Annotated in this window: 14 protein-coding genes and 7 pseudogenes; 8 read left to right on the plus strand and 13 right to left on the minus strand. The window is 60.2% G+C overall.

The genetic code is table 11. The features are described from left to right. Positions 1-352: 352 nt before the first annotated feature. The 3 genes and pseudogenes from FJ972_RS29275 to FJ972_RS29285 form a co-directional block, all read right to left on the minus strand. Positions 353-976 (minus strand): annotated as a pseudogene (locus tag FJ972_RS29275) (ISNCY family transposase); the annotation flags it as partial. A 171-nt stretch (positions 977-1,147) separates the two neighbouring features. After that, positions 1,148-1,591, minus strand: coding sequence for a type II toxin-antitoxin system VapC family toxin (locus FJ972_RS29280; RefSeq protein ID WP_140522733.1), 444 nt, complete (start codon positions 1,589-1,591; stop codon positions 1,148-1,150). A gap of 2 nt (positions 1,592-1,593) precedes the next feature. Beyond that, positions 1,594-1,845, minus strand: coding sequence for a type II toxin-antitoxin system Phd/YefM family antitoxin (locus FJ972_RS29285; protein WP_140522731.1), 252 nt, complete (start codon positions 1,843-1,845; stop codon positions 1,594-1,596). 183 nt (positions 1,846-2,028) lie between these two features. Here FJ972_RS29285 and FJ972_RS29290 point away from each other — a divergent pair. Continuing rightward, positions 2,029-2,898: pseudogene (locus FJ972_RS29290) on the plus strand (ISNCY family transposase); the annotation flags it as partial. A gap of 56 nt (positions 2,899-2,954) precedes the next feature. Here FJ972_RS29290 and FJ972_RS29295 read toward each other — a convergent pair. Further along, positions 2,955-3,188 (minus strand): annotated as a pseudogene (locus FJ972_RS29295) (AAA family ATPase); the annotation flags it as partial. A gap of 421 nt (positions 3,189-3,609) precedes the next feature. Between FJ972_RS29295 and FJ972_RS29300 the strand changes: the two are divergent. Next, complete coding sequence (locus FJ972_RS29300) at positions 3,610-3,960, plus strand: antitoxin Xre/MbcA/ParS toxin-binding domain-containing protein (protein WP_140525833.1); 351 nt, start codon at positions 3,610-3,612, stop codon at positions 3,958-3,960. 8 nt (positions 3,961-3,968) lie between these two features. Then, on the plus strand, positions 3,969-4,466 hold the full coding sequence (locus FJ972_RS29305) for an RES family NAD+ phosphorylase (RefSeq protein WP_140525832.1): 498 nt from the start codon (positions 3,969-3,971) through the stop codon (positions 4,464-4,466). Positions 4,467-4,547: 81 nt separating this feature from the next. Here the strand turns inward: FJ972_RS29305 and FJ972_RS29310 are convergent. From FJ972_RS29310 to FJ972_RS29320, 3 genes and pseudogenes are all read right to left on the minus strand, one after another. Then, positions 4,548-4,853: pseudogene (locus FJ972_RS29310) on the minus strand (hypothetical protein); the annotation flags it as partial. A gap of 94 nt (positions 4,854-4,947) precedes the next feature. Beyond that, positions 4,948-5,130, minus strand: a complete 183-nt coding sequence (locus tag FJ972_RS29315) for a hypothetical protein (RefSeq protein ID WP_140525831.1) — start codon at positions 5,128-5,130, stop codon at positions 4,948-4,950. 364 nt (positions 5,131-5,494) lie between these two features. Beyond that, positions 5,495-6,006: pseudogene (locus FJ972_RS29320) on the minus strand (DUF2243 domain-containing protein). A 156-nt stretch (positions 6,007-6,162) separates the two neighbouring features. On the opposite strand from FJ972_RS29320, the gene nadE reads away from it, so the two are divergent. Then, complete coding sequence (nadE, locus tag FJ972_RS29325; protein ID WP_140525830.1) at positions 6,163-7,002, plus strand: ammonia-dependent NAD(+) synthetase; 840 nt, start codon at positions 6,163-6,165, stop codon at positions 7,000-7,002. Positions 7,003-7,244: 242 nt separating this feature from the next. Here the strand turns inward: nadE and FJ972_RS29330 are convergent, their stop codons facing one another. Next, positions 7,245-8,168 (minus strand): hypothetical protein, encoded by a 924-nt coding sequence (locus FJ972_RS29330; RefSeq protein WP_140501395.1) that lies wholly within the window; start codon positions 8,166-8,168, stop codon positions 7,245-7,247. A 387-nt stretch (positions 8,169-8,555) separates the two neighbouring features. On the opposite strand from FJ972_RS29330, the gene FJ972_RS29335 reads away from it, so the two are divergent. Both FJ972_RS29335 and glf read left to right on the plus strand, forming a co-directional pair. Continuing rightward, a complete protein-coding gene (locus FJ972_RS29335) occupies positions 8,556-9,728 on the plus strand; it encodes a glycosyltransferase (RefSeq protein WP_140525829.1) in 1,173 nt (390 codons plus the stop codon). Between the two features lie 2 nt (positions 9,729-9,730). Beyond that, the gene (gene glf, locus FJ972_RS29340; RefSeq protein WP_140501399.1) at positions 9,731-10,873 is read left to right on the plus strand and encodes a UDP-galactopyranose mutase; all 1,143 of its coding nucleotides are present in this window, start codon (positions 9,731-9,733) and stop codon (positions 10,871-10,873) included. Between the two features lie 73 nt (positions 10,874-10,946). Here the strand turns inward: glf and FJ972_RS29345 are convergent, their stop codons facing one another. Next, entirely contained in the window at positions 10,947-12,125 is a 1,179-nt protein-coding gene (locus FJ972_RS29345) for a beta-glucosidase (RefSeq protein WP_224684575.1), read from the minus strand. Positions 12,126-12,494: 369 nt separating this feature from the next. Between FJ972_RS29345 and FJ972_RS29350 the strand changes: the two genes are divergently transcribed. Both FJ972_RS29350 and FJ972_RS29355 read left to right on the plus strand, forming a co-directional pair. Further along, positions 12,495-13,340 (plus strand): SIR2 family NAD-dependent protein deacylase, encoded by an 846-nt coding sequence (locus FJ972_RS29350; protein WP_140525835.1) that lies wholly within the window; start codon positions 12,495-12,497, stop codon positions 13,338-13,340. Between the two features lie 227 nt (positions 13,341-13,567). Then, positions 13,568-14,449, plus strand: coding sequence for a manganese catalase family protein (locus tag FJ972_RS29355; RefSeq protein WP_140525828.1), 882 nt, complete (start codon positions 13,568-13,570; stop codon positions 14,447-14,449). Positions 14,450-14,618: 169 nt separating this feature from the next. Here FJ972_RS29355 and FJ972_RS29360 read toward each other — a convergent pair whose 3' ends face one another. From FJ972_RS29360 to FJ972_RS29375, 4 genes and pseudogenes are all read right to left on the minus strand, one after another. Then, positions 14,619-15,098, minus strand: coding sequence for a DUF2269 family protein (locus FJ972_RS29360; RefSeq protein WP_140501403.1), 480 nt, complete (start codon positions 15,096-15,098; stop codon positions 14,619-14,621). Further along, positions 15,098-16,382 (minus strand): annotated as a pseudogene (locus FJ972_RS29365) (SDR family oxidoreductase). The gene FJ972_RS29360 and the pseudogene FJ972_RS29365 overlap by 1 nt, the downstream one beginning before the upstream one ends. Further along, complete coding sequence (locus FJ972_RS29370) at positions 16,379-16,675, minus strand: hypothetical protein (RefSeq protein ID WP_140525827.1); 297 nt, start codon at positions 16,673-16,675, stop codon at positions 16,379-16,381. The pseudogene FJ972_RS29365 and the gene FJ972_RS29370 overlap by 4 nt, the downstream one beginning before the upstream one ends. Before the next feature lie 82 nt (positions 16,676-16,757). Further along, positions 16,758-17,279, minus strand: a pseudogene (locus tag FJ972_RS29375) (ferritin-like domain-containing protein). Positions 17,280-17,506 lie beyond the last annotated feature (227 nt).

Here is a 17,506-nt window from a genome sequence, read left to right on the forward strand (position 1 = left end):
GCGCGCGACGAGCATCGGCGCCCGCCAACCCCCGTTTGCGGCCCCTGCGCATGACCAAGCGGATGTACTAGCGCCATTTCACGCGCCAGACCAATGGCTTTTCTAACAAGGCAGAGGCTCACGCCAGCCCGGTGGCCTCCATTCCAGGTATTACAATTGAGCGACGCATTGATGCCTCGCGCCGCATGACGCAGGCGATAGCCGCTGGCGTCACTGGCAAGCTTTTGGAGATTGGTCACATCCTTAAGCTTCTCGAAGGGAAGGAAGCAGAACCGAAGGCTCGCGGCTCACTTCGGATACGACAGGCCGGGTAGGTTCTTTCAGGTTCTCATGATCGACCAGGGGACTGGGGCTTATCGGAGTAGAATGCGACTGGGCAGCCGTGTGCCTTCAGATAGAGTTCCAGCGCCTCGAAGGAGCTGAAGGTGCTCTCCGACTTCACAAAGCGAAGCTGCTGGAGCTTGCTCGTGGCGTCGTCGATGAAGACGAGCAGGGTGCATGGATCGCCCCGCTCCTCGAACCAACGGTGATCACTGCCGTCGATCTGCACCAGCTCGCCATAAGATTCTCGACGCAAACGAGGCTGATGGAATGTCCGGCGCTGCTTGCGCGACAGCCAGATTCCGGCTTCCGCCATCCATTTGCGCAACGTCTCTCGCGACACGATCAGGCCGTGGTTCGCCGCCAACTTCTCGGCCGCCAAGGTCGGCCCGAAGTCGAGATAGTGTTCCCGAACCAGCCGAACCGCCAACTCACCGATGCCGGCGACATATCGATGGTTCGACGGTCGTCCTCGAGCCTTGTGCCGAAGTGCCGCGGCGCCTTCAGTCCGGAACGCCTTCAGCAGATGCTGGACCTGGCGCGTTGTCATATCCAGGACATGCGCCGCCGAGACAACCGTCATGCGCCGCTCCAAAACCTTCGACAGCACCTCGATGCGTTGCAGCTCGCGCTCGCTCATTAAGATCAGTCCCAACCCGCCGTCTCCCTCGCTCATCGGCGAGCAGGGCGACATTCCTACTTTGCGGAATCAAGACATTTCTATTTTGCGGCAATACCCATAAGTCGCATAACATGTATTATGGAACTAACATTTGTGATTACTATTCATATACTTATGTGAACTTCAATATTTCGATTGGACAAGCTAACCGGGAAGCCCGATGAACGGATTCTGATACCGAACTCCGAGCGGTCTGAAATCCTTTTCATTGTCCGTGAGCACGATTAGATCGTGTTGCGTGGCTGTGGCAGCAATCGCGATATCCTCGAAACCGGGAGAGATGCCAGCTCCGCGGGCGACTGCCATAAGTTGCCCGGTTATCGTTGCCGTCTCGAGATCAAGAGGCAGAATGCGGCTACCGTAGTAGTGACGAATTTCTCCCCACCACTCAGCGAGCGCGGCCGCTTTTTTGGTGGCACCGGTTCGCTTGGCGTTCGCAATACCGTCCTCGATCTCAGCCGAGGTGATGACGGACAGCCAAAGGTCGGAGGATCTGTCGACGATCCAGGCAACTAGTCTTTCATCGGAGGGTGTCCTGCGTCTCGAGGGGGCGAGCAAACTGACGACATTCGTATCCAGAAGGTACAACGTCAAAACGCCGGGTCACGCAGAGCCCGTGCGGGCTTTCGGCTTCGCGCTGGCAGGTCGCCGTCCTCCAAGGGCGAGTTTGTAAGCAACCAACCCAGCGATGGCACACGGGAAAGGCGCTCGTAGTCCGCATAGCTGATTACGACAGCCTCTCTTTTGCCGTGACGGGTGACAACCGTCGGTGCGCCTGCAACCGCTTCGTCGACCACATGCGAGAACGTCGCCTTCACGTCTTTAAGCTGAATCTCTTTCATCTTGACAGCCCTGTGACCAAAGTAGTCATATAGCTTATGGAGCGAGCCTTGACAAGAAGGCCGTAGCCCAACTGTCGTAAGCAGATGAGTTGTCCGGATTAGGTAGCACGTGAGTTGTCCGGTTTTATCGCCAGCGGATGGAGGCTGGGGATGAAGCGGGCAGCGTGGCTACAGGACCGGAGAATGCAGAAGTTTCGAGACGTATTGAGCCGCTGGAATGGTGGCGATCTTTCGATGATGGAGGCAGGCGAGTTGCTTGGCATGTCGGAGCGGCAATTCCGACGCTACCGCGACCGGTACGAAGAGGCTGGGGAAGCAGGGTTGCTGGATCGGCGCTTGGGCAAGCTTTCGACGCGTCGGGTGCCGGCGGAAGCGATTGAGGAGATGCTGGAGCTTTACCGTCATCGCTACCTCGGCTGGAATGTGAAGCATTTCCACGAGCACCTGCTGCGCGATCACCATTTCAGCTGGGGTTACACCTTCATCAAGACGCAGCTCCACGCGGCGGGCCTTGTGGAACGGGCCAAGCGGCGCGGTGCTCACCGGCGCAAGCGGGAGAGGAAGCCTTGCGAGGGGATGATGCTGCATCAGGATGGCAGCCGTCATCGATGGCTGGTGGGTGAGCCGATGCTGGACCTGATCGTGACGATGGACGATGCGACGAGCACGATCTATTCGGCCTTCCTGATCGAGGAGGAAGGCACGGCGTCGAGCTTTCAGGGCCTTCTGGAGACATTCGTCGCCAAGGGATTGCCATCGAGCCTCTACAGCGATCGCGGCAGCCACTATTTCGTGACGCTGAAGGCCGGCGAGGCGGTCGACAAAAGCCGGCTGACCCAGGTCGGCCGGGCGCTCGAGCGGCTGGGTATCGAACATATTCCAGCCTATTCCCCTGAAGCGCGAGGCCGCTCGGAGCGGATGTTCTCCACCTTGCAGGATCGGCTGCCGAGGGAGCTGGCGCTGGCCGGAATTGCCGACATCGAGGCCGCCAACCGGTTCATCGCCCAGACCTACCTACCAGCTCACAATGCCCGCTTCGCCAGGCCGGCCGCGGTCGAGGACAGCGCCTTTGTCGCCGCAGATCCGCAACAACTGGCCCAGATCCTGTGCAACGCCATCTGCCTCGACGCAACCATTCCGGCCTCGTCCATCACGAAAACGGTCTTGCCGTCGAGGAGGTCAGTACCCCTCCCCCACCGAAGCTCCCATGACGCCAATGTGCGCGCCGCGATTGCCGCTTCCTTTTCCAGGCCTTCGGCCGCCTTGCCGGCGAGCGCCCCACCAACGACGCGAAAACCTTCGCGTTCCCAAGCCTCCCGTGCCGCTTTCAGCGCGCTGGTTTTTGCGGGCTGGACTTGGAACGTCGCGCCTTGTCGGGGGTTGCCCTTCAGCGCGCGCGGATCGACAAATTTCAGTTCCATGGAAATGCTCCTTACGGGGTTGCCGGACACAGCCCGTCGCTGCGTCCTTTCTCGTCTTCTTCTCGAAGACACCCCCCGGCCCGCGGAGCGAGCGGGCCGGTGCAACTGCGGCCGAGCATCCCTGCCCGGCAGGACAAGCGGGGCTAACAGCCCTGCGAAGGACGACGTGGCCGGGATCGCGAGCGGCGCGGTTGAGCGCAAGCGTCAGCGGTCCGCTCGATCTGCGAGCAGGTTTTCCCCTCCCCTTCCTTCTCAGCCTTCTTCCCAAATTTGGATTGAACCCCGCTATTCTGACGCTATATTGCGTCATAATTATTGACATACAGGAATGGAGGTAAGCGTCATGGGACTTGCCCAATATGCTGACGGCGGACTTTTTTCACCGCGCAAAATCGCAGACGCCTTGCGTACTACCAGCGAGGAGATCGCCCGAACCGCCGGTCTCGGAAAGGATGCCATCCAGCGCAAGGACCGCATTGGCTCGGACAAGACGCAGCGACGGCTGCGCGAGATGTCGGAGATCGTCAACAAGGTCGAGCCCCGCTTCGGCTCGGCGCTGATGGCCTATGCCTGGTATCGCTCCGAGCCCCTGCCCGGCTTTTCCGGCCTGACCGCGATGCAACTGGTCCGTGATGGGCGCGCCGATGACGTGCTCGACTATATCGACGCGGTCGACGCCGGCGTTCACGCCTGATCCGGTCGATGCATTTCAAGGGGGAACTCTATCGGGCGCTGAATCCGATCTATGCACGCGAGCGGATGTCTGGCCGTGGCGCGGAGCTTTACGGTGGCCGTTTCAACCGGAAAGGAACGCAAGCGCTCTATATGTCCTTGTCGGTCATGACGGCGTTGCGCGAAGCCAATCGGGCCGGCAGTTTGCAGCCGACGACACTCGTGTCTTATGATGCGGATATCGAGGCGGTTTTTGACAGCCGCGACCATGAGCGCCTGCGTGCGGAGGGGATGGATGCGGCGGGGCTCGCCGGTACGACTTGGCGCGATCAGATGAAAGCAACCGGAGAGGCGAAGACGCAAGCCTTCGCACGAAGACTTGTCGCGGCTGGCTATCATGGATTGCTCGTCAGAAGCTTCGCCCCCGGAGCGACGGAGGACGGCCTTAATCTCGTCCTCTGGACATGGAGCGATGTGGCGCCCTGCCGTCTCACCCTGATCGACGATGAAAACCGCCTGTCGCGATAGCGGCGATCGAGGACAGCCGGTTATGGTTAACAAGAAGAAAGGCCGGCCACGCCGCGAGGCGTGACCGGCCAGCACATTCGATCAGGCGGCAATTGCGTCGGTCGCCCCGGCACCTTCAATATCCGTCGCCAGTGCCGCCTCCACCTCAGCAAGCTGCCGCCGCTTGTCGGCCAATTCACCCGCGAAGGCGAACTCGGCACTATCATCCCGGGACTGGTACGACGCAAGCCGGCGGCGGGCGTCGGCGAGGCGCTGGCGATAGCGCTCGCGCTCTCCTTCGAAATCGTCGAGCGCGTGCTTGAGGCGCGAAATCGCTCCGAGCGGCGTGACCGTCATGGCAAGCTCGATTTCGGAATCGGCACCGGTGCGCATCAGCGTGGTGCTATAGAGGCCGTTGACCTCGTCGTCATTGCCGGGGCGTGTACGCGGCGAAGCCTCACTTGCGCCCTGTCGGGCGCAAGTGGCAGGCAACGATCCCCTCTTAGTGAGCCGGGCGGTACTCGTAAGGATCGTATTCGTGGACCACCGTGCCCTTGTCACCGTCATATTCGCTCGACACCATGACGCCGAACTCGCCATCGACTTGGAAGAGCGTGACCGGGACCATCAAGGTCTGCGCGAGATTGAAGGCATGGTGCTGAGCAAGGGTGAAATTGTGCGACATCGTTTGGCTCCCGTCTTTGGGCGGGGTCCATCCCCGCTCGACAGGCGCCCGACGTGTTCAGGGCATGGCCGCGGTCACCTTGAAGGCGCAGCCGCAGAGGTCGCACGCTTGCGTAGCGAACCCCTTGCGGGTTGATTGTGGAAGGCCAGGACCTGAACCAGGAAAGCCGGACATGAGAGCGGGATTGCACCTCCTCAATGGCGGCCGCCCTGTCCCCCGTCTCACACTCCTTCACGTGCTCGCCCGAGAGCCGTTCATACCGAGCCCGTTCGCCTTCAGTTCCCCGCGTTCTCGAGAGGCCTACAACATCGCTGCTACAATCCGGTTCCAAGGCATCCTGAAATAAGCGCTAGAGTCCAACGCTTCATAGCTGCCACAGCCAGGATTTCCGCTTGCCGTTTGACAAGGCCCACCCGCCGAGCAGCATCAGCGCACCCCAAATCAAACAACCCGCGGTCCCAATAGACCCACTGGGACCGCGGGACGGTTTCGTTGACATGGTGTGTGCCGAGAAGCTGGTGATCGTCCACTCCCTCGACCAGGTTGAATATGCCAAAGCCCATGAGCATCGTTGCAAGTAGCAACTTTCCTGACCACCCGAGATGAGGTTGGCGCGCCGCACGCCATAGCACAATGAGACCTAATGCGACGAACACGTATGTGCCGGCGTGGAACCAGCCATCGAGGGACGTGTTGAACCGAAGGTTCTCAAGATTGCGGCGGGATAGCCGGCTGGTCGCCATATGATGCCACTGGAGCAACTGATGCAGAACGATTCCCTCGAAGAACCAGCCTGAGCCCGAGCAGGATTCCGGCCGAGGTCGGGAACCTGTGAGGCTCTTCGTCGCTGTTCCTTTTTCTCCTAAGGGGACCCAACGTCGAGCCCGCCAATGTACATCACCGTTTTTGCGCTACCGGCGCGTCATCATCGCTTTTTGAGAACCGCTTCAGCTGGCAGACCGAGACGGTGACCGCCACCGACCTTGTGGTATGCGACTGGACAGAACGCTATGATGTCAGGAGCAACTTCGCATGACCGACCAACAACTGATTATAGGAGCATTGGGAGTCTCGTCCAGTTTTGACGTCGCGCTTGAAACGCGCCGACGCATCGATTTTCTCGGCACCTATCTGCGTGCCTCGAATCTCAACACCTACGTTCTGGGCGTAAGCGGTGGCGTAGATTCGCTTGCTGCCGCTCTTCTTGCGCAACGGGCCGTGGAGGAACTGCGAACGGCAGGATATGAGGCCAGATTCCTGGCCGTTCGGCTTCCATACGGCTTACAGGCCGACGAGAGCGACGCGCAGCGGGCACTGGATACAATACAAGCAGACGAAGTGCGCCGGGTCGACATCAAGCCCGCCGCCGACGCGATGCTGGATTCGATCAAGCTTGCGGGCACCGACCTCGGCGATGCCGGCGGAGAGGACTTTTTGCTTGGCAACATCAAGGCTCGTGAGCGGATGATTGCCCAGTTTGCGCTTGCCGGCGCCACCCGAGGGCTGGTCATCGGTACCGATCATGCGGCCGAAGCACTGATGGGTTTCTTCACCAAGTTCGGCGACGGTGCTGCCGACATCCTTCCTCTTTCCGGGTTGAACAAGCGTAGGGTTCGCGCCTTGGCGGCGCATCTGGGCGCTCCGCCTCAATTAGTTGCCAAGATTCCGACTGCCGACCTGGAGAACCTAATTCCGCTTCGCCCGGACGAAGATGCCTATGGCGTAACTTACGATCAAATCGACGATTTCCTTGAAGGTCGGGAGATCGACGAAGCAGCGCGCACGCGCATATTTCAAGCGCACGCCGGCACCGCACACAAGCGCGCGCTTCCAGTGGCGCCCGTCGCCTCGTCCGGTCCATCACGACAGTAGCCGGACTCTCGGGATGGATGCTCACTATTGCTGCGACCGCCGCCAGATCTTCCACGTCCGATCCGACAGCGTCAGGTGCCGAATCCCGCCCTCGGGCTCACTTGGATTCAGCGAATAAGTTGAGCCGTCCTATCGCGCGCAATGCATCGGCCGTCGGCCCCGAGGGCGACTCTCGATCGAAACGAGCACTGCGTAGGGACGGTTGTCCGTCGCGGTGATGGCGCCTTTCCGGGCGCGCTGGGTTAAGCGACGTTTGAAAAAATCTGCTGATCCAGGTCGCACGTGGCCAGCCCATAGCGCCACCTGTGATTCGTTGCCTCGCGCCGGCTCTGATAGAACAGCGTCAGTTGCCGGCCCTCTATCATCACAGTCGAGTGCCCGTTCTCTCCCGGCTCGCCCGGATCCAGCACTGGGCCGACGGACACGTAAGGTCCTTCGACGCGATCGGCAATTGCGAAGAATACACGCTGGCGGCTGCCGCGCGGCCCCTCGGGCAGGAAGCAGGTTGCATTGAGCAGCACGCGTCCATCCGGCAACTCGACCAGTTGAGCGCCTTCGATGCCCCATTCATAGTCGGGATGCTCGCGTGCGTTGTGATGCGGAACGTCCAGGTGGTCCAGGATCTTGCCAGCGCGCTTCCATGGTCCGAACCAGGAGTCGGACTGGCTGCGTGCGAGATAGACGTCGGGTTGCGGGACCCTGCTGAATTTCGGCATTCCCGAGTAGACGATGTAGCGCTTGCCGCCGATGACCGCCGGATGGGGATCGTAGATGCCATCTTCATCGGTGTCCGGCAGGGATAATATCGCCGACGTCAAAACAACCCAGTGGAAACCATCATTAGACACCGCATGCTCGCACCGCCCACCCGACTTCATGAATTCGGTCTGGATGAACATGTGGAAAACCCCGCCTTCGTGGATGACACCGGGCGCCGCCACACCCGAGCCGGTGATCGGCAAGGCGATCGGTTCATGCTCGGTCCAGGGGCCACGCGGATCCGGCGCTGTGGCGTGCAGTATCTTCCATTCCTCGCTCGTGACGGTGCCGCTCGATCCGAACATGTGCCAGAGCGTTCCGTCGAATACGGGACAAGGATCTTTCAGGTCGTCCACCTGCTGCGGGTGAAACAACGGAAAGACGTGCGTTTCAAAATTGATCTGCATGTCCATAAACCTCGACAGCCTCTCTCAGCTTCCGACACCCAGGTCCAAACAAACTGATTCGAGGCGCTCTTATTCTAGCAGCGTCGGCTAACACGTGTCGATTTTCCCACAGGCCTTCAACAGCTCGAGGAGTGACAAAGCGCCACGTTAGGGCGCCGTGGTCCCAATTCCAGCGGATCTCGTGCCGCATTCGGACCGCCCGCGAAGCAGTCGAGCGGCCCTACCTCTGATCGTTGAGGCCGATGATCGGCCACGCAAATCAATTAATACCGCGGGAACAACTTACTAAATCGAAAGTTAGATGGAACTGAAAGCATCAGGCAGGAGTGTCGAAAATTAACCTAGGTTAATTCTTCGAGACTTGACTCGTATTAAAAGGGAAAATATATGGAAATCGCGCCGGCAAAAACAAAAAAAATCACGTCTATTGCGTACAATGCAGTAGTTATCTGCTTTTCACATCTCCGATGGAATTTTGTATTTCAAAGGCCACAGCACCTCCTGACCCTCGCCGCCCGGCAGCAACAGGTAATTTACTTCGAAGAACCAGCCTTCGAAGATGTCCGCGGTCCCTTCATGCGCGTGAACGACGTAGCTCCGGCAATCAGGGTTGTCACGCCGGTCGTCCCGCTTGGAACATCCGCGACAAAGGTGGACGCCATCCAGCGAAGCTTCGTCAATGAACTCGTCGCACCCGTTCCTCATGACCGGCTGATTGCGTGGTATTACACGCCAATGGCGCTGCGCTTCAGCAGTCATCTGCGCTGCAATGTGTGTGTCTACGATTGCATGGATGAGTTGTCCGCCTTCCGCGACGCGCCCGCGGAACTGGCACAGCTGGAAAGAGCGCTGTTCCGCCGTGCCGATCTGGTCTTCACGGGCGGGCAAAGCCTCTATGAGGCAAAGCGCAGTCAGCATCGTTCGATCTTTGCGTTTCCAAGCAGCATCGACGCTGCTCATTTCAACATGGCGAGAGAGGGGGGCGAGGAACCATCCGACCAGGCAGCCATTCCCCATCCAAGGGTTGGCTATTTCGGCGTGATCGACGAACGGCTCGACATCGCCCTTGTTGGCCAGACGGCTGCCGCGATGCCCGACATCCAGTTCGTCATGCTTGGGCCGGTGGTCAAGATCGATCCGGCGACCCTGCCACGGGCAGACAATTTGCATTGGCTCGGGCCCAAGAACTATGCCGACCTGCCGAGCTATCTTCGTCATTGGGCAGTCGGTTGGATGCCGTTCGCGCTCAACGAGGCAACGCGATACATCAGCCCAACCAAGACACCCGAGTTTCTTGCGGCCGGACTGCCCGTGATCTCCACCGCGATCGTTGATGTCGTTCGCACCTACGGTGCGGCTGGTCTCGTCGAGATCGTCGACGCCGACGACATTGCGACCAAGCTTCGCTGCATGCTTGCCCGCCCCAGAGACCTGCAGGTGAGGGCAGTTGATGCCTATCTCGCCGACAAGTCGTGGGAACGCACTTGGGATGCCATGACCTCACACATCCACGGTGTCCAGGCGATGAAAACTGTCGTTCCGCTGCGCAGGAGAGCCTGACGATGTTCGACTGGCTGATCGTCGGAGCCGGCTTTGCCGGCAGCGTGCTTGCCGAGCGCATTGCATCGCAACGCCGCGAAAGTGTCCTGCTCATAGACCGCAGAAATCATGTCGGCGGCAACGCCTATGACTGCTACGACGAAGCGGGACTCCTGATCCATCGCTATGGTCCCCACATCTTCCACACCAACGCGCAATCCATCGTCGACTATCTGTCGCAGTTCACGGCGTGGCGGCCCTACGAACATCGCGTCCTCTCTTCGGTAGACGGCAAACTGCTGCCCATCCCGATCAATCTCGACACGATCAATCGTCTCTACGGACTTGATCTCACCTCCGAACAACTGGAAGAATTTTTCGCTTCGCGACGAGAAACGGTGGAGGAGGTCCGAACCGCCGAAGACGTGGTGGTCAGCACCGTGGGCAGGGAACTCTACGAAAAATTCTTTCGCGGCTATACTCGCAAACAATGGGGCGTGGATCCGTCCCAACTGAGTAAATCCGTAACGGCACGGGTGCCGACCCGCACCACCCGCGACGACCGCTATTTTGGCGATACGTTCCAGAACATGCCCGCCGGCGGCTATACGCGGATGTTCGAGCGGATGCTGGACAGGCCTGAAATCAAGGTGATGCTGCAGACCGACTATGGCGAGATACGCGACAAGATCGGCTTTCGGCAGCTGATCTATACTGGGCCGATTGATGAATATTTTGATTGGAGGCTCGGCCGTCTGCCTTACCGTTCCTTGCGGTTCGACCATGTGACAGTGGATTGCGAACAATTCCAGCCAGTGGCGGTGGTGAACTATCCGCAGACGGAAAACTACACCCGCGTCACGGAGTATAAGCATCTGACAGGCCAACGGCATCCGAAAACCAGCCTCACCTACGAATACCCGACCGATATAGGCGATCCCTATTATCCTGTTCCGAGAGCCGAAAACGAGGAGCTGTACAAACGCTACGAGGCAATGGCGGACGCCTGCCCAAACGTCTGGTTCGTTGGACGGCTAGCGACCTACCGTTATTACAACATGGATCAAGTGGTGGGTCAGGCCTTGGCCACATTCGCGAGGATACAGAAGACCCTGCCGGCCTCGGCTTCGTTGGAGGCGCCGACATTTGCTGTGCTCGCGCCGTAACCATTTGCCGGACGAAGCCGAACGCGATGCCGTTCTACCCGACAGGCCCATGCTGCACGCGTGATGGCCGGGCTTACGCGAACAGAAGGCGCTGGCGCGCCAGCTCGTCCGCAACTGGCTGCCGGATGCTGCGCGAACCATCCGCGTGCACGGTAGAAAACAAGCCGACTTCGGCGTGGCGGGAATTGTCCCAACCCGGATAGGCTGTCACGGGATAAATGCAAATGCCTTGGATGGGGACGCCCAGCTTCATCGCGGCGCGGACCTCATCGCAGACATAATGCAGCCATGCTGGCCCGGCGGATCCTTCGGACCCGGTTTCAGCAATGAACATCGGCTTGCGGAACCTGTGAGCGACCTCGAGCAACATCTCGGACAGCGCCTGATATTCATGGTGGCCCATGGGAATGGTCGGACCGTTTAGATACCATTGGTTGTGAGGATAAAAGTTCAGGCCAATCACGTCGACAAGATCTTGGCTGCCGCCCAGTTCAGGCTCGACCTGTCCCATCAGCATCTCATACGCCTCGAACTGACCTCGCCGGGCGTTCTGCGCGCGTTGCCGTTCCGCTCGGCTGCCGTCGCGAGGCGCGATATGGATCAGCGGCTCAGCCCAGACGAATCGACAGTCGGGGTCGGCCTGTCGCATTGCACGGATGCCCGCGACCGCTGCCTTAACGAGATGCCGTTTGAACCATCCGCGCTTCTTTGGGCCGACACGCGGGAAGTAGCCGACTTCGACGGCCCAGGCAAAGAACGAGATTTCGTTGATTGGACAAAGCAGCGGAGAGGTGCCCGTGAAGGAGCGATGGAACCGCACGGCCTCCGCGGCAAAAGCGGCGTAGGCGTCGATGAATTCCTGCGATCCCTGATCGATGTGATCGGGCGACCCGTAATGAAAAACATCCCAGATCACCTGCACGCCAACGGCACGAGCCGCTTCGATCATGGCCGCCCAACTCGACCAGTCATAGATGCCCGGCGCCGTTTCGATCAGGTGCCAGCGCAACCCGTCTCGGATCGTTCGAAGCCCGAGCTCGGCACAGCTCCGGTAGTCCGCCAAGGCATGGATGTTGTGCGAGGTAGCGCGAACAAGATCGAGCCGGACACCGTCGCTCCGCCTGTGGGAGGAACATTCAAAGCCGGCCATGAAGAAGCTTTCGAAGGTTCGGCCGACCGCTCGGTGTTGACCATCGTCTACCACATCCTGGACCGGGCCGGATCGTTCGGTGGGGGCCGGCCTGGCCATCATGCTCTCTCGCGGGTCTGGCGATTTGCCCGTAGCTCGTTACAGTTCACGGTGCTACGCGATTCGTCGACAGGATCGGCTTCAGGATGCCGACTGGCGCGAGCCTCTGCTTGGCTTCTGTCCTGCTCGTCCATGCCGCGCTTGGCTGTGTGCGGCCAGGCTAGCCTACCCGAGTGTGCCGGCTCCTTGATTGTCATTGATGCATTTCTCCGCTGGCGATCGGCGCCGGAGCTAAACCGCGAGCACAATGCTTTGTTCCGGCTGCGCCCGTTACGAACCCCATGCGGATGATTGTTCCCCGGCGCGTCGCAAACCCCACGGCGGGTCACCGCCTGCACGAGAATGGAACCGGCGACCGTCCCGGTAGTTGGGATGATTATCGGTCGGAGGTTTGTCCATGCTTTCCCCATCGAGGAACTCGCGCGTTCCGTCAGGGAGCGGCGCGCGATCCTGTTCGTTGGGGCTGGCGTGTCAATGAGTGTCGGCCTGCCCTCCTGGCGTAAGCTCATCGATCATCTGGTCGAGGACCTGGGCATCGATGACGGCATCATCGCGCCGTCGGACGTCAGCTACCAGACCCTGGCGGAGTTCTACCGGTTGAAGCGGGGCACCATCGGACCGCTGCGAAGCTGGATGGATCGGAACTGGAGTGTCTCGCATGAGAAAGTGAGACGTTCGGAGATCCACCGCCTGATCGTGGCACTGGACTTCCCGATCATCTACACGACCAACTACGATCGCAACCTCGAGGTCGCCTTCGAAGTCCATAGCCGCGACTACGTGAAGGTGGCAAACGCAAAAGACATCGCCAAAGCCAGCAACGGGGTCACCCAGATCGTCAAATACCACGGCGACTTCGACGACGACTCCTCCCTCATTCTGGCCGAGACCGACTATTTCGACCGGCTGTCCTTCGATTCACCGCTGGATGTGAAATTCCGCGCGGATGCATTGGGGCGGACGATCCTTTTCATCGGCTACAGCATGTCGGATATGAACATTCGCCTGCTTTTGCACCGCCTGTGGCAGACCTGGAGGCTGTCCGGCTATGAGACCGACCGCCCCAGATCGTTCGTATTCATGCCTAGCCCGAGCGTCGTCCAGGAGGCGGTGCTGGGTCGATGGGGCATCGAAATGTTGAGCGAAGAGGCGGCTCAGCCTGAACAAGCGTTAGCAGCGTTTCTTTCCAAGCTGCTTGACGCCATGAGGGGTCCATGAGGGGGGACGAACCGGGCACCAGGGCCGCCTTGAGGGCGGGGTGAAGGCGATCACCCCGCGGGTCGCTTCATCTTGGTCTTGCGCCAAACAACCGCGCCCTGCCGAAGCGGATTGCACACGTTTCGCGCACGCGCGTCCAACTCGACATGGTCAGGATAAATACTGTCGAACAGAAGGAACATCTGGTTCTGCGGTCGGTTGGGCGAGATCAACGGAGATAATATGAGATGTTTTACACCGACAAGAAATTGCAATTCCCTGTGCGCGTGGAAACGCCCAGCCCGATCTTTGCTCGTGCTTTGCAGCAGGCGATCGGTGGCGTCGAAGGCGAGATACGAGTTGCGCTGCAGTACTTCTTCCAGGCCTGGGGCGCGCGCGGCCCAAGCAAGTATCGGGACCTGCTGCTGAACACCGCCACTGAGGAACTCGCCCACATCGAGATGCTCGCGACGGCCGTGGCGTTGAATCTGGAAGGGGCGCCGCTGTCTTTGCAAGAAGACATTTCAGCCGATACGATCGGCGGCTCCGTGTTGAACGGCATGAACTTCCGCCACATCCTTTCCACCGGACTCGCGGCATTGCCGGAAAATTCAAACGGCGTGCCCTTCAATGCTTCACACGTCTACGCCAGCGGCAATCTCGCCGCCGACATGATCGCCAATGTCACGGCGGAAAGCAGTGGCAGAGTGCTTGCCACACGCCTCTACAATATGACCGACGATCCCGGCATGAAGGAGATGCTGTCGTTCCTGATCGCCCGCGACACGATGCACCAGCAGCAATGGTTAGCAGCCATCGAGGACATGGGCGGGCTCGCGGCTTCACTGCCGGTTCCCAATTCCTTCCCCCAGGAACAGGAACTTCGCGACGTCAGCTATGCTTTCGTCAACTGTTTCGTCGACGGCGTGCCGCCGCCCGAGGGCCGTTGGTCGAGCGGCAAATCCATTGACGGCAACGGAGAGTTCACGACGGTCGCGGGCGAGCCGATGGGTGAGGAACCCATGCTTGGCTCCCCCCGCGTGGACAGCGGAGCACAGAGCGAACAGATCGGTTCTACCCGGGGCTCCAGTCGCGCCAGGGGGTCAGACGGTAACGGCGCTCGCGGCTAGTGTCATTCTCCAGCTTAGGCTGATGGCAACGCTTTCTCCCTCCAATCGTCGGAAAGCACCTATGGCGTCGCGCCTTCTGTTCAGGGTGAGAAGCCGTGTTGGTTCCCGAACTCACCACCTGGCCAAAGGACCTGCTGCCCATCAGTGGCCAGCGAAGCTCTTGTCACCGTCAATCGAACAAAACGATGAGGGGACGCGTGATCATGAGCCAGAAGATGGCGAGCACGGCGGCGAAGGCAGGAAAACCGAAGACAAACCACAACCGAAACAGCTTGTTGTACCGCTCCGGCGGCGGGTCGCCAGATGTGGCGGCGCGCGTCGCCAGATTGCGCATCTCCATCTGCATCCAAACGACCGGCAGCCAGAACAGGCCGGTCACGACATAGAGCACAATCGACAGCACGATCCATCCTTCCCTCAATGAATAGCCAGCCTGCCAGGCGAGGGCCACGCCGGTGATCGGCTGCGCGACGACGGCAGTCGCGGTAAAGAGGAAATCAGCGACAACCACGATGTGGGCAACTGCCGCGATTGTTGCGGCATTGCCGGTCCGGTGAGCGAGAAGCATGAAGAAGGCAATCCCCGCCCCTGTCCCAAGCAGCACGGCTGCGCCGATGACGTGCAGATATTTGACCACGAAATAAAGCATCAGCGCTCGTCCAAGATCGCCAGCGCAACGAAGTGCAAGGCGAGGATCGGCAGGATTTTCATCAGCGGGCCGAGTGGCTCGTTCCAGAGATCCGGGCGCAGGATGGTGCCGGCGATGGCGTAGGACAGCGAGATCGCGATCGCACCCCAAAGACCCGGGCGGCTTGTCGGCCGGAACGCGATCAGAGCGCCGACAGCCGCGTCGGCGATTGCACCGGCCACGACCGCGGCCTCGGCGTGGGGCGCCACCGCAGTGCCGATCAGCAGTTCGACGCCATTACGCCAGCCTGTCGTGAGCGAGATGATGCCGGTCATGATCCAGAAGAATGGCAGCACAACGAAGATCGCGGGCTTGATGAGATAGAGCCCGGCAAACCATCGCTCCTGGACCGTTGCCGGATCGGCCGCAAGTGCTGATGCGAGGCTTGCCGGGTGAATGCCTGTCGTCACAATCCAGGGCTGCGGATCACCGACAGCGCCTCGCGTGATTTCTTTTTTGCGCATTGCTGCGGATCGGCGGTCGCCAGCCGAGCCATCCAGCCAGATCGCCCAGACGATAGAGGCCTCTCGCCACCCAGCCGGGCAAGGTGAATATGGCTGCCTTCTTCCATCCAAACCACTGGCGGTAACGACTGACGAGCTCTGTCATGGTGAGCGCCTCCGGCCCCGCAAGCTCCAGCGTCAAGCGAGAAGGACTCGTGGGCAGGAGGAAGAAAAGAACGGTGGAGACAATGTCATCGAGCTGAACGACTTGCAGGCGACCGGTATTGGGCATGGCCGGCAACAATGGCAGCGCGGCCAGCCCACGCAACAATGCGCTTGCGCCAAAGACGCCGCGCCGCGCCACCGAGGGACGCAGGATCACCCAGCCGACATCGAGCGCCATCAATACCTTGTCGCCGGCCAGCTTGCTGGCGGAGAAGGCGGACAGCTGATCGCGGTCGACACCGATCGCCGAGAAATGGATGACCGTCTTGATGCCGGCCCGTTCGCAGGTCCTGAAGAGAGCGGAAGCGGCGATGGCATGGACCTCCTGAACCTTTTCCCGCGCGTTGTCCTGCAGAACGCCGGCGCAGTTGACGACGGCATCGACGCCTGAAAGAGGCGAACTCCAGTCCTCCGGTCGGACCGCCTCCGTCATGTCCAAAATGACGTCCGAACTTTTCGAAGAGCCGGCAGGTCGGGAGCGGCGGAGCACGCGCCGTACTTCGTGTCCCTCCGCCTCCAGGCGCGCGCATAGTGAGGCGCCTATCAAACCTGTAGCGCCGGTGACGAGGATCTTCATCCCGTGAGCCCGGCCTGCGGCGTCGCTCGAGCCGCCGGCGGCCTGTTTGCCGGCAGCACGCCTTGTTCGTCGAATCCCCATCTGTGGCAGGACCAGTACCATATCCGGTCGACCGGGTTCCAACCGTCGATGCAGCCGGCACTCGAACCGTCTGCCGCCTCGCTGATAGCGAGTTGCTCGCCATCATGGTTGATCACCCGGCCGTCGCCTGGGTCGATCTCATCGATCTCAACAGCTTTGGTGCGACGTTCGAACAGGAGCTGTCTTTTGCTCGACGCCGGTTCCGCGGACATAGGCGCGGCCGATGCTTGGTCAAGCGGCATGGGTTGCCGGACATCCATGACGGACCTCCTCGGCGTGATCCAGTGCGGATATCTAGGCCGCCTTTTGCATCGCTCTCTCGTTCACACCGGCCTCCCCGAGTTGCGTCAGTGCTTCATCGGTCGCCTTCTCCTCCTTGAGCGACTGTTCAAGCAGCGGAACGGCCTTTTTCAGCCCAAGCAAACCGGCCCAGGTGATCAGCGTTCCATATCGGGCGATCGATCTCATAATGCTCGACGGCTTGCGCGGCGGCCACGAGCCCGGCATCCAGGGCTGGAGCCTGTTGAAAGTCCTCCAGGATCTCCTGCCCTTCTTCTATGATGCCGTCGATTGCCGGGCAGGTCTTTCCCTGTGCCCGCTTGCCGAAGATCTCGAACACCTGCTGCAGGCGCTCGATCTGGCCTTCCGTCTCACCTCGATGCTTCTCAAAGGCAGCAATCACCTTTTCGGATTCAGCTCCCTTCGCCATCTTCTTCAAGGCGGAAGGATTTTGCGCTCGGCGTAGTAGATATCCTTCAAGCCGTCGTGGAAGAGATCCTCAAGTCCCTTTGTCTGCGAAGCTTTCTTGGTTGCCATCCTCATCTCCTGCTTGAAAGCGCGCCGGGCGGCACCCCGTTCAAACGAGGCGGCTCCTTGTTTGTTCCGCCGTTTTTCCCCAGCAGACGCCGGCACCCCGTCGGTTGCGAATAAGCGGCATCGACGGCAGTGCCTGAATGCGCACACAATAGGTGTTGTCTCGCCAATGCCGCATTGAGGCTCTTACGGCGCCAATGGGGGGCACCAGGATGCCGGGGAAGCGACGA

The sequence above is a fragment of the Mesorhizobium sp. B2-1-1 genome, assembly GCF_006442975.2.
In the GTDB taxonomy this organism is placed as follows: domain Bacteria; phylum Pseudomonadota; class Alphaproteobacteria; order Rhizobiales; family Rhizobiaceae; genus Mesorhizobium.

Coding starts and splice junctions, on each gene's coding strand:
- FJ972_RS29285 (WP_140522731.1), bottom strand. CDS start 1,845: ATGAAAGAGATTCAGCTTAAAGACGTGAAGGCGACGTTCTCGCATGTG.
- nadE (WP_140525830.1), top strand. CDS start 6,163: ATGACCGACCAACAACTGATTATAGGAGCATTGGGAGTCTCGTCCAGT.
- FJ972_RS29300 (WP_140525833.1), top strand. CDS start 3,610: ATGGGACTTGCCCAATATGCTGACGGCGGACTTTTTTCACCGCGCAAA.
- FJ972_RS29315 (WP_140525831.1), bottom strand. CDS start 5,130: ATGTCGCACAATTTCACCCTTGCTCAGCACCATGCCTTCAATCTCGCG.
- FJ972_RS29350 (WP_140525835.1), top strand. CDS start 12,495: ATGATTATCGGTCGGAGGTTTGTCCATGCTTTCCCCATCGAGGAACTC.
- FJ972_RS29330 (WP_140501395.1), bottom strand. CDS start 8,168: ATGCAGATCAATTTTGAAACGCACGTCTTTCCGTTGTTTCACCCGCAG.
- FJ972_RS29345 (WP_224684575.1), bottom strand. CDS start 12,125: ATGATGGCCAGGCCGGCCCCCACCGAACGATCCGGCCCGGTCCAGGAT.
- FJ972_RS29335 (WP_140525829.1), top strand. CDS start 8,556: ATGGAAATCGCGCCGGCAAAAACAAAAAAAATCACGTCTATTGCGTAC.
- FJ972_RS29360 (WP_140501403.1), bottom strand. CDS start 15,098: ATGCTTTATTTCGTGGTCAAATATCTGCACGTCATCGGCGCAGCCGTG.
- FJ972_RS29305 (WP_140525832.1), top strand. CDS start 3,969: ATGCATTTCAAGGGGGAACTCTATCGGGCGCTGAATCCGATCTATGCA.
- FJ972_RS29355 (WP_140525828.1), top strand. CDS start 13,568: ATGTTTTACACCGACAAGAAATTGCAATTCCCTGTGCGCGTGGAAACG.
- glf (WP_140501399.1), top strand. CDS start 9,731: ATGTTCGACTGGCTGATCGTCGGAGCCGGCTTTGCCGGCAGCGTGCTT.
- FJ972_RS29370 (WP_140525827.1), bottom strand. CDS start 16,675: ATGTCCGCGGAACCGGCGTCGAGCAAAAGACAGCTCCTGTTCGAACGT.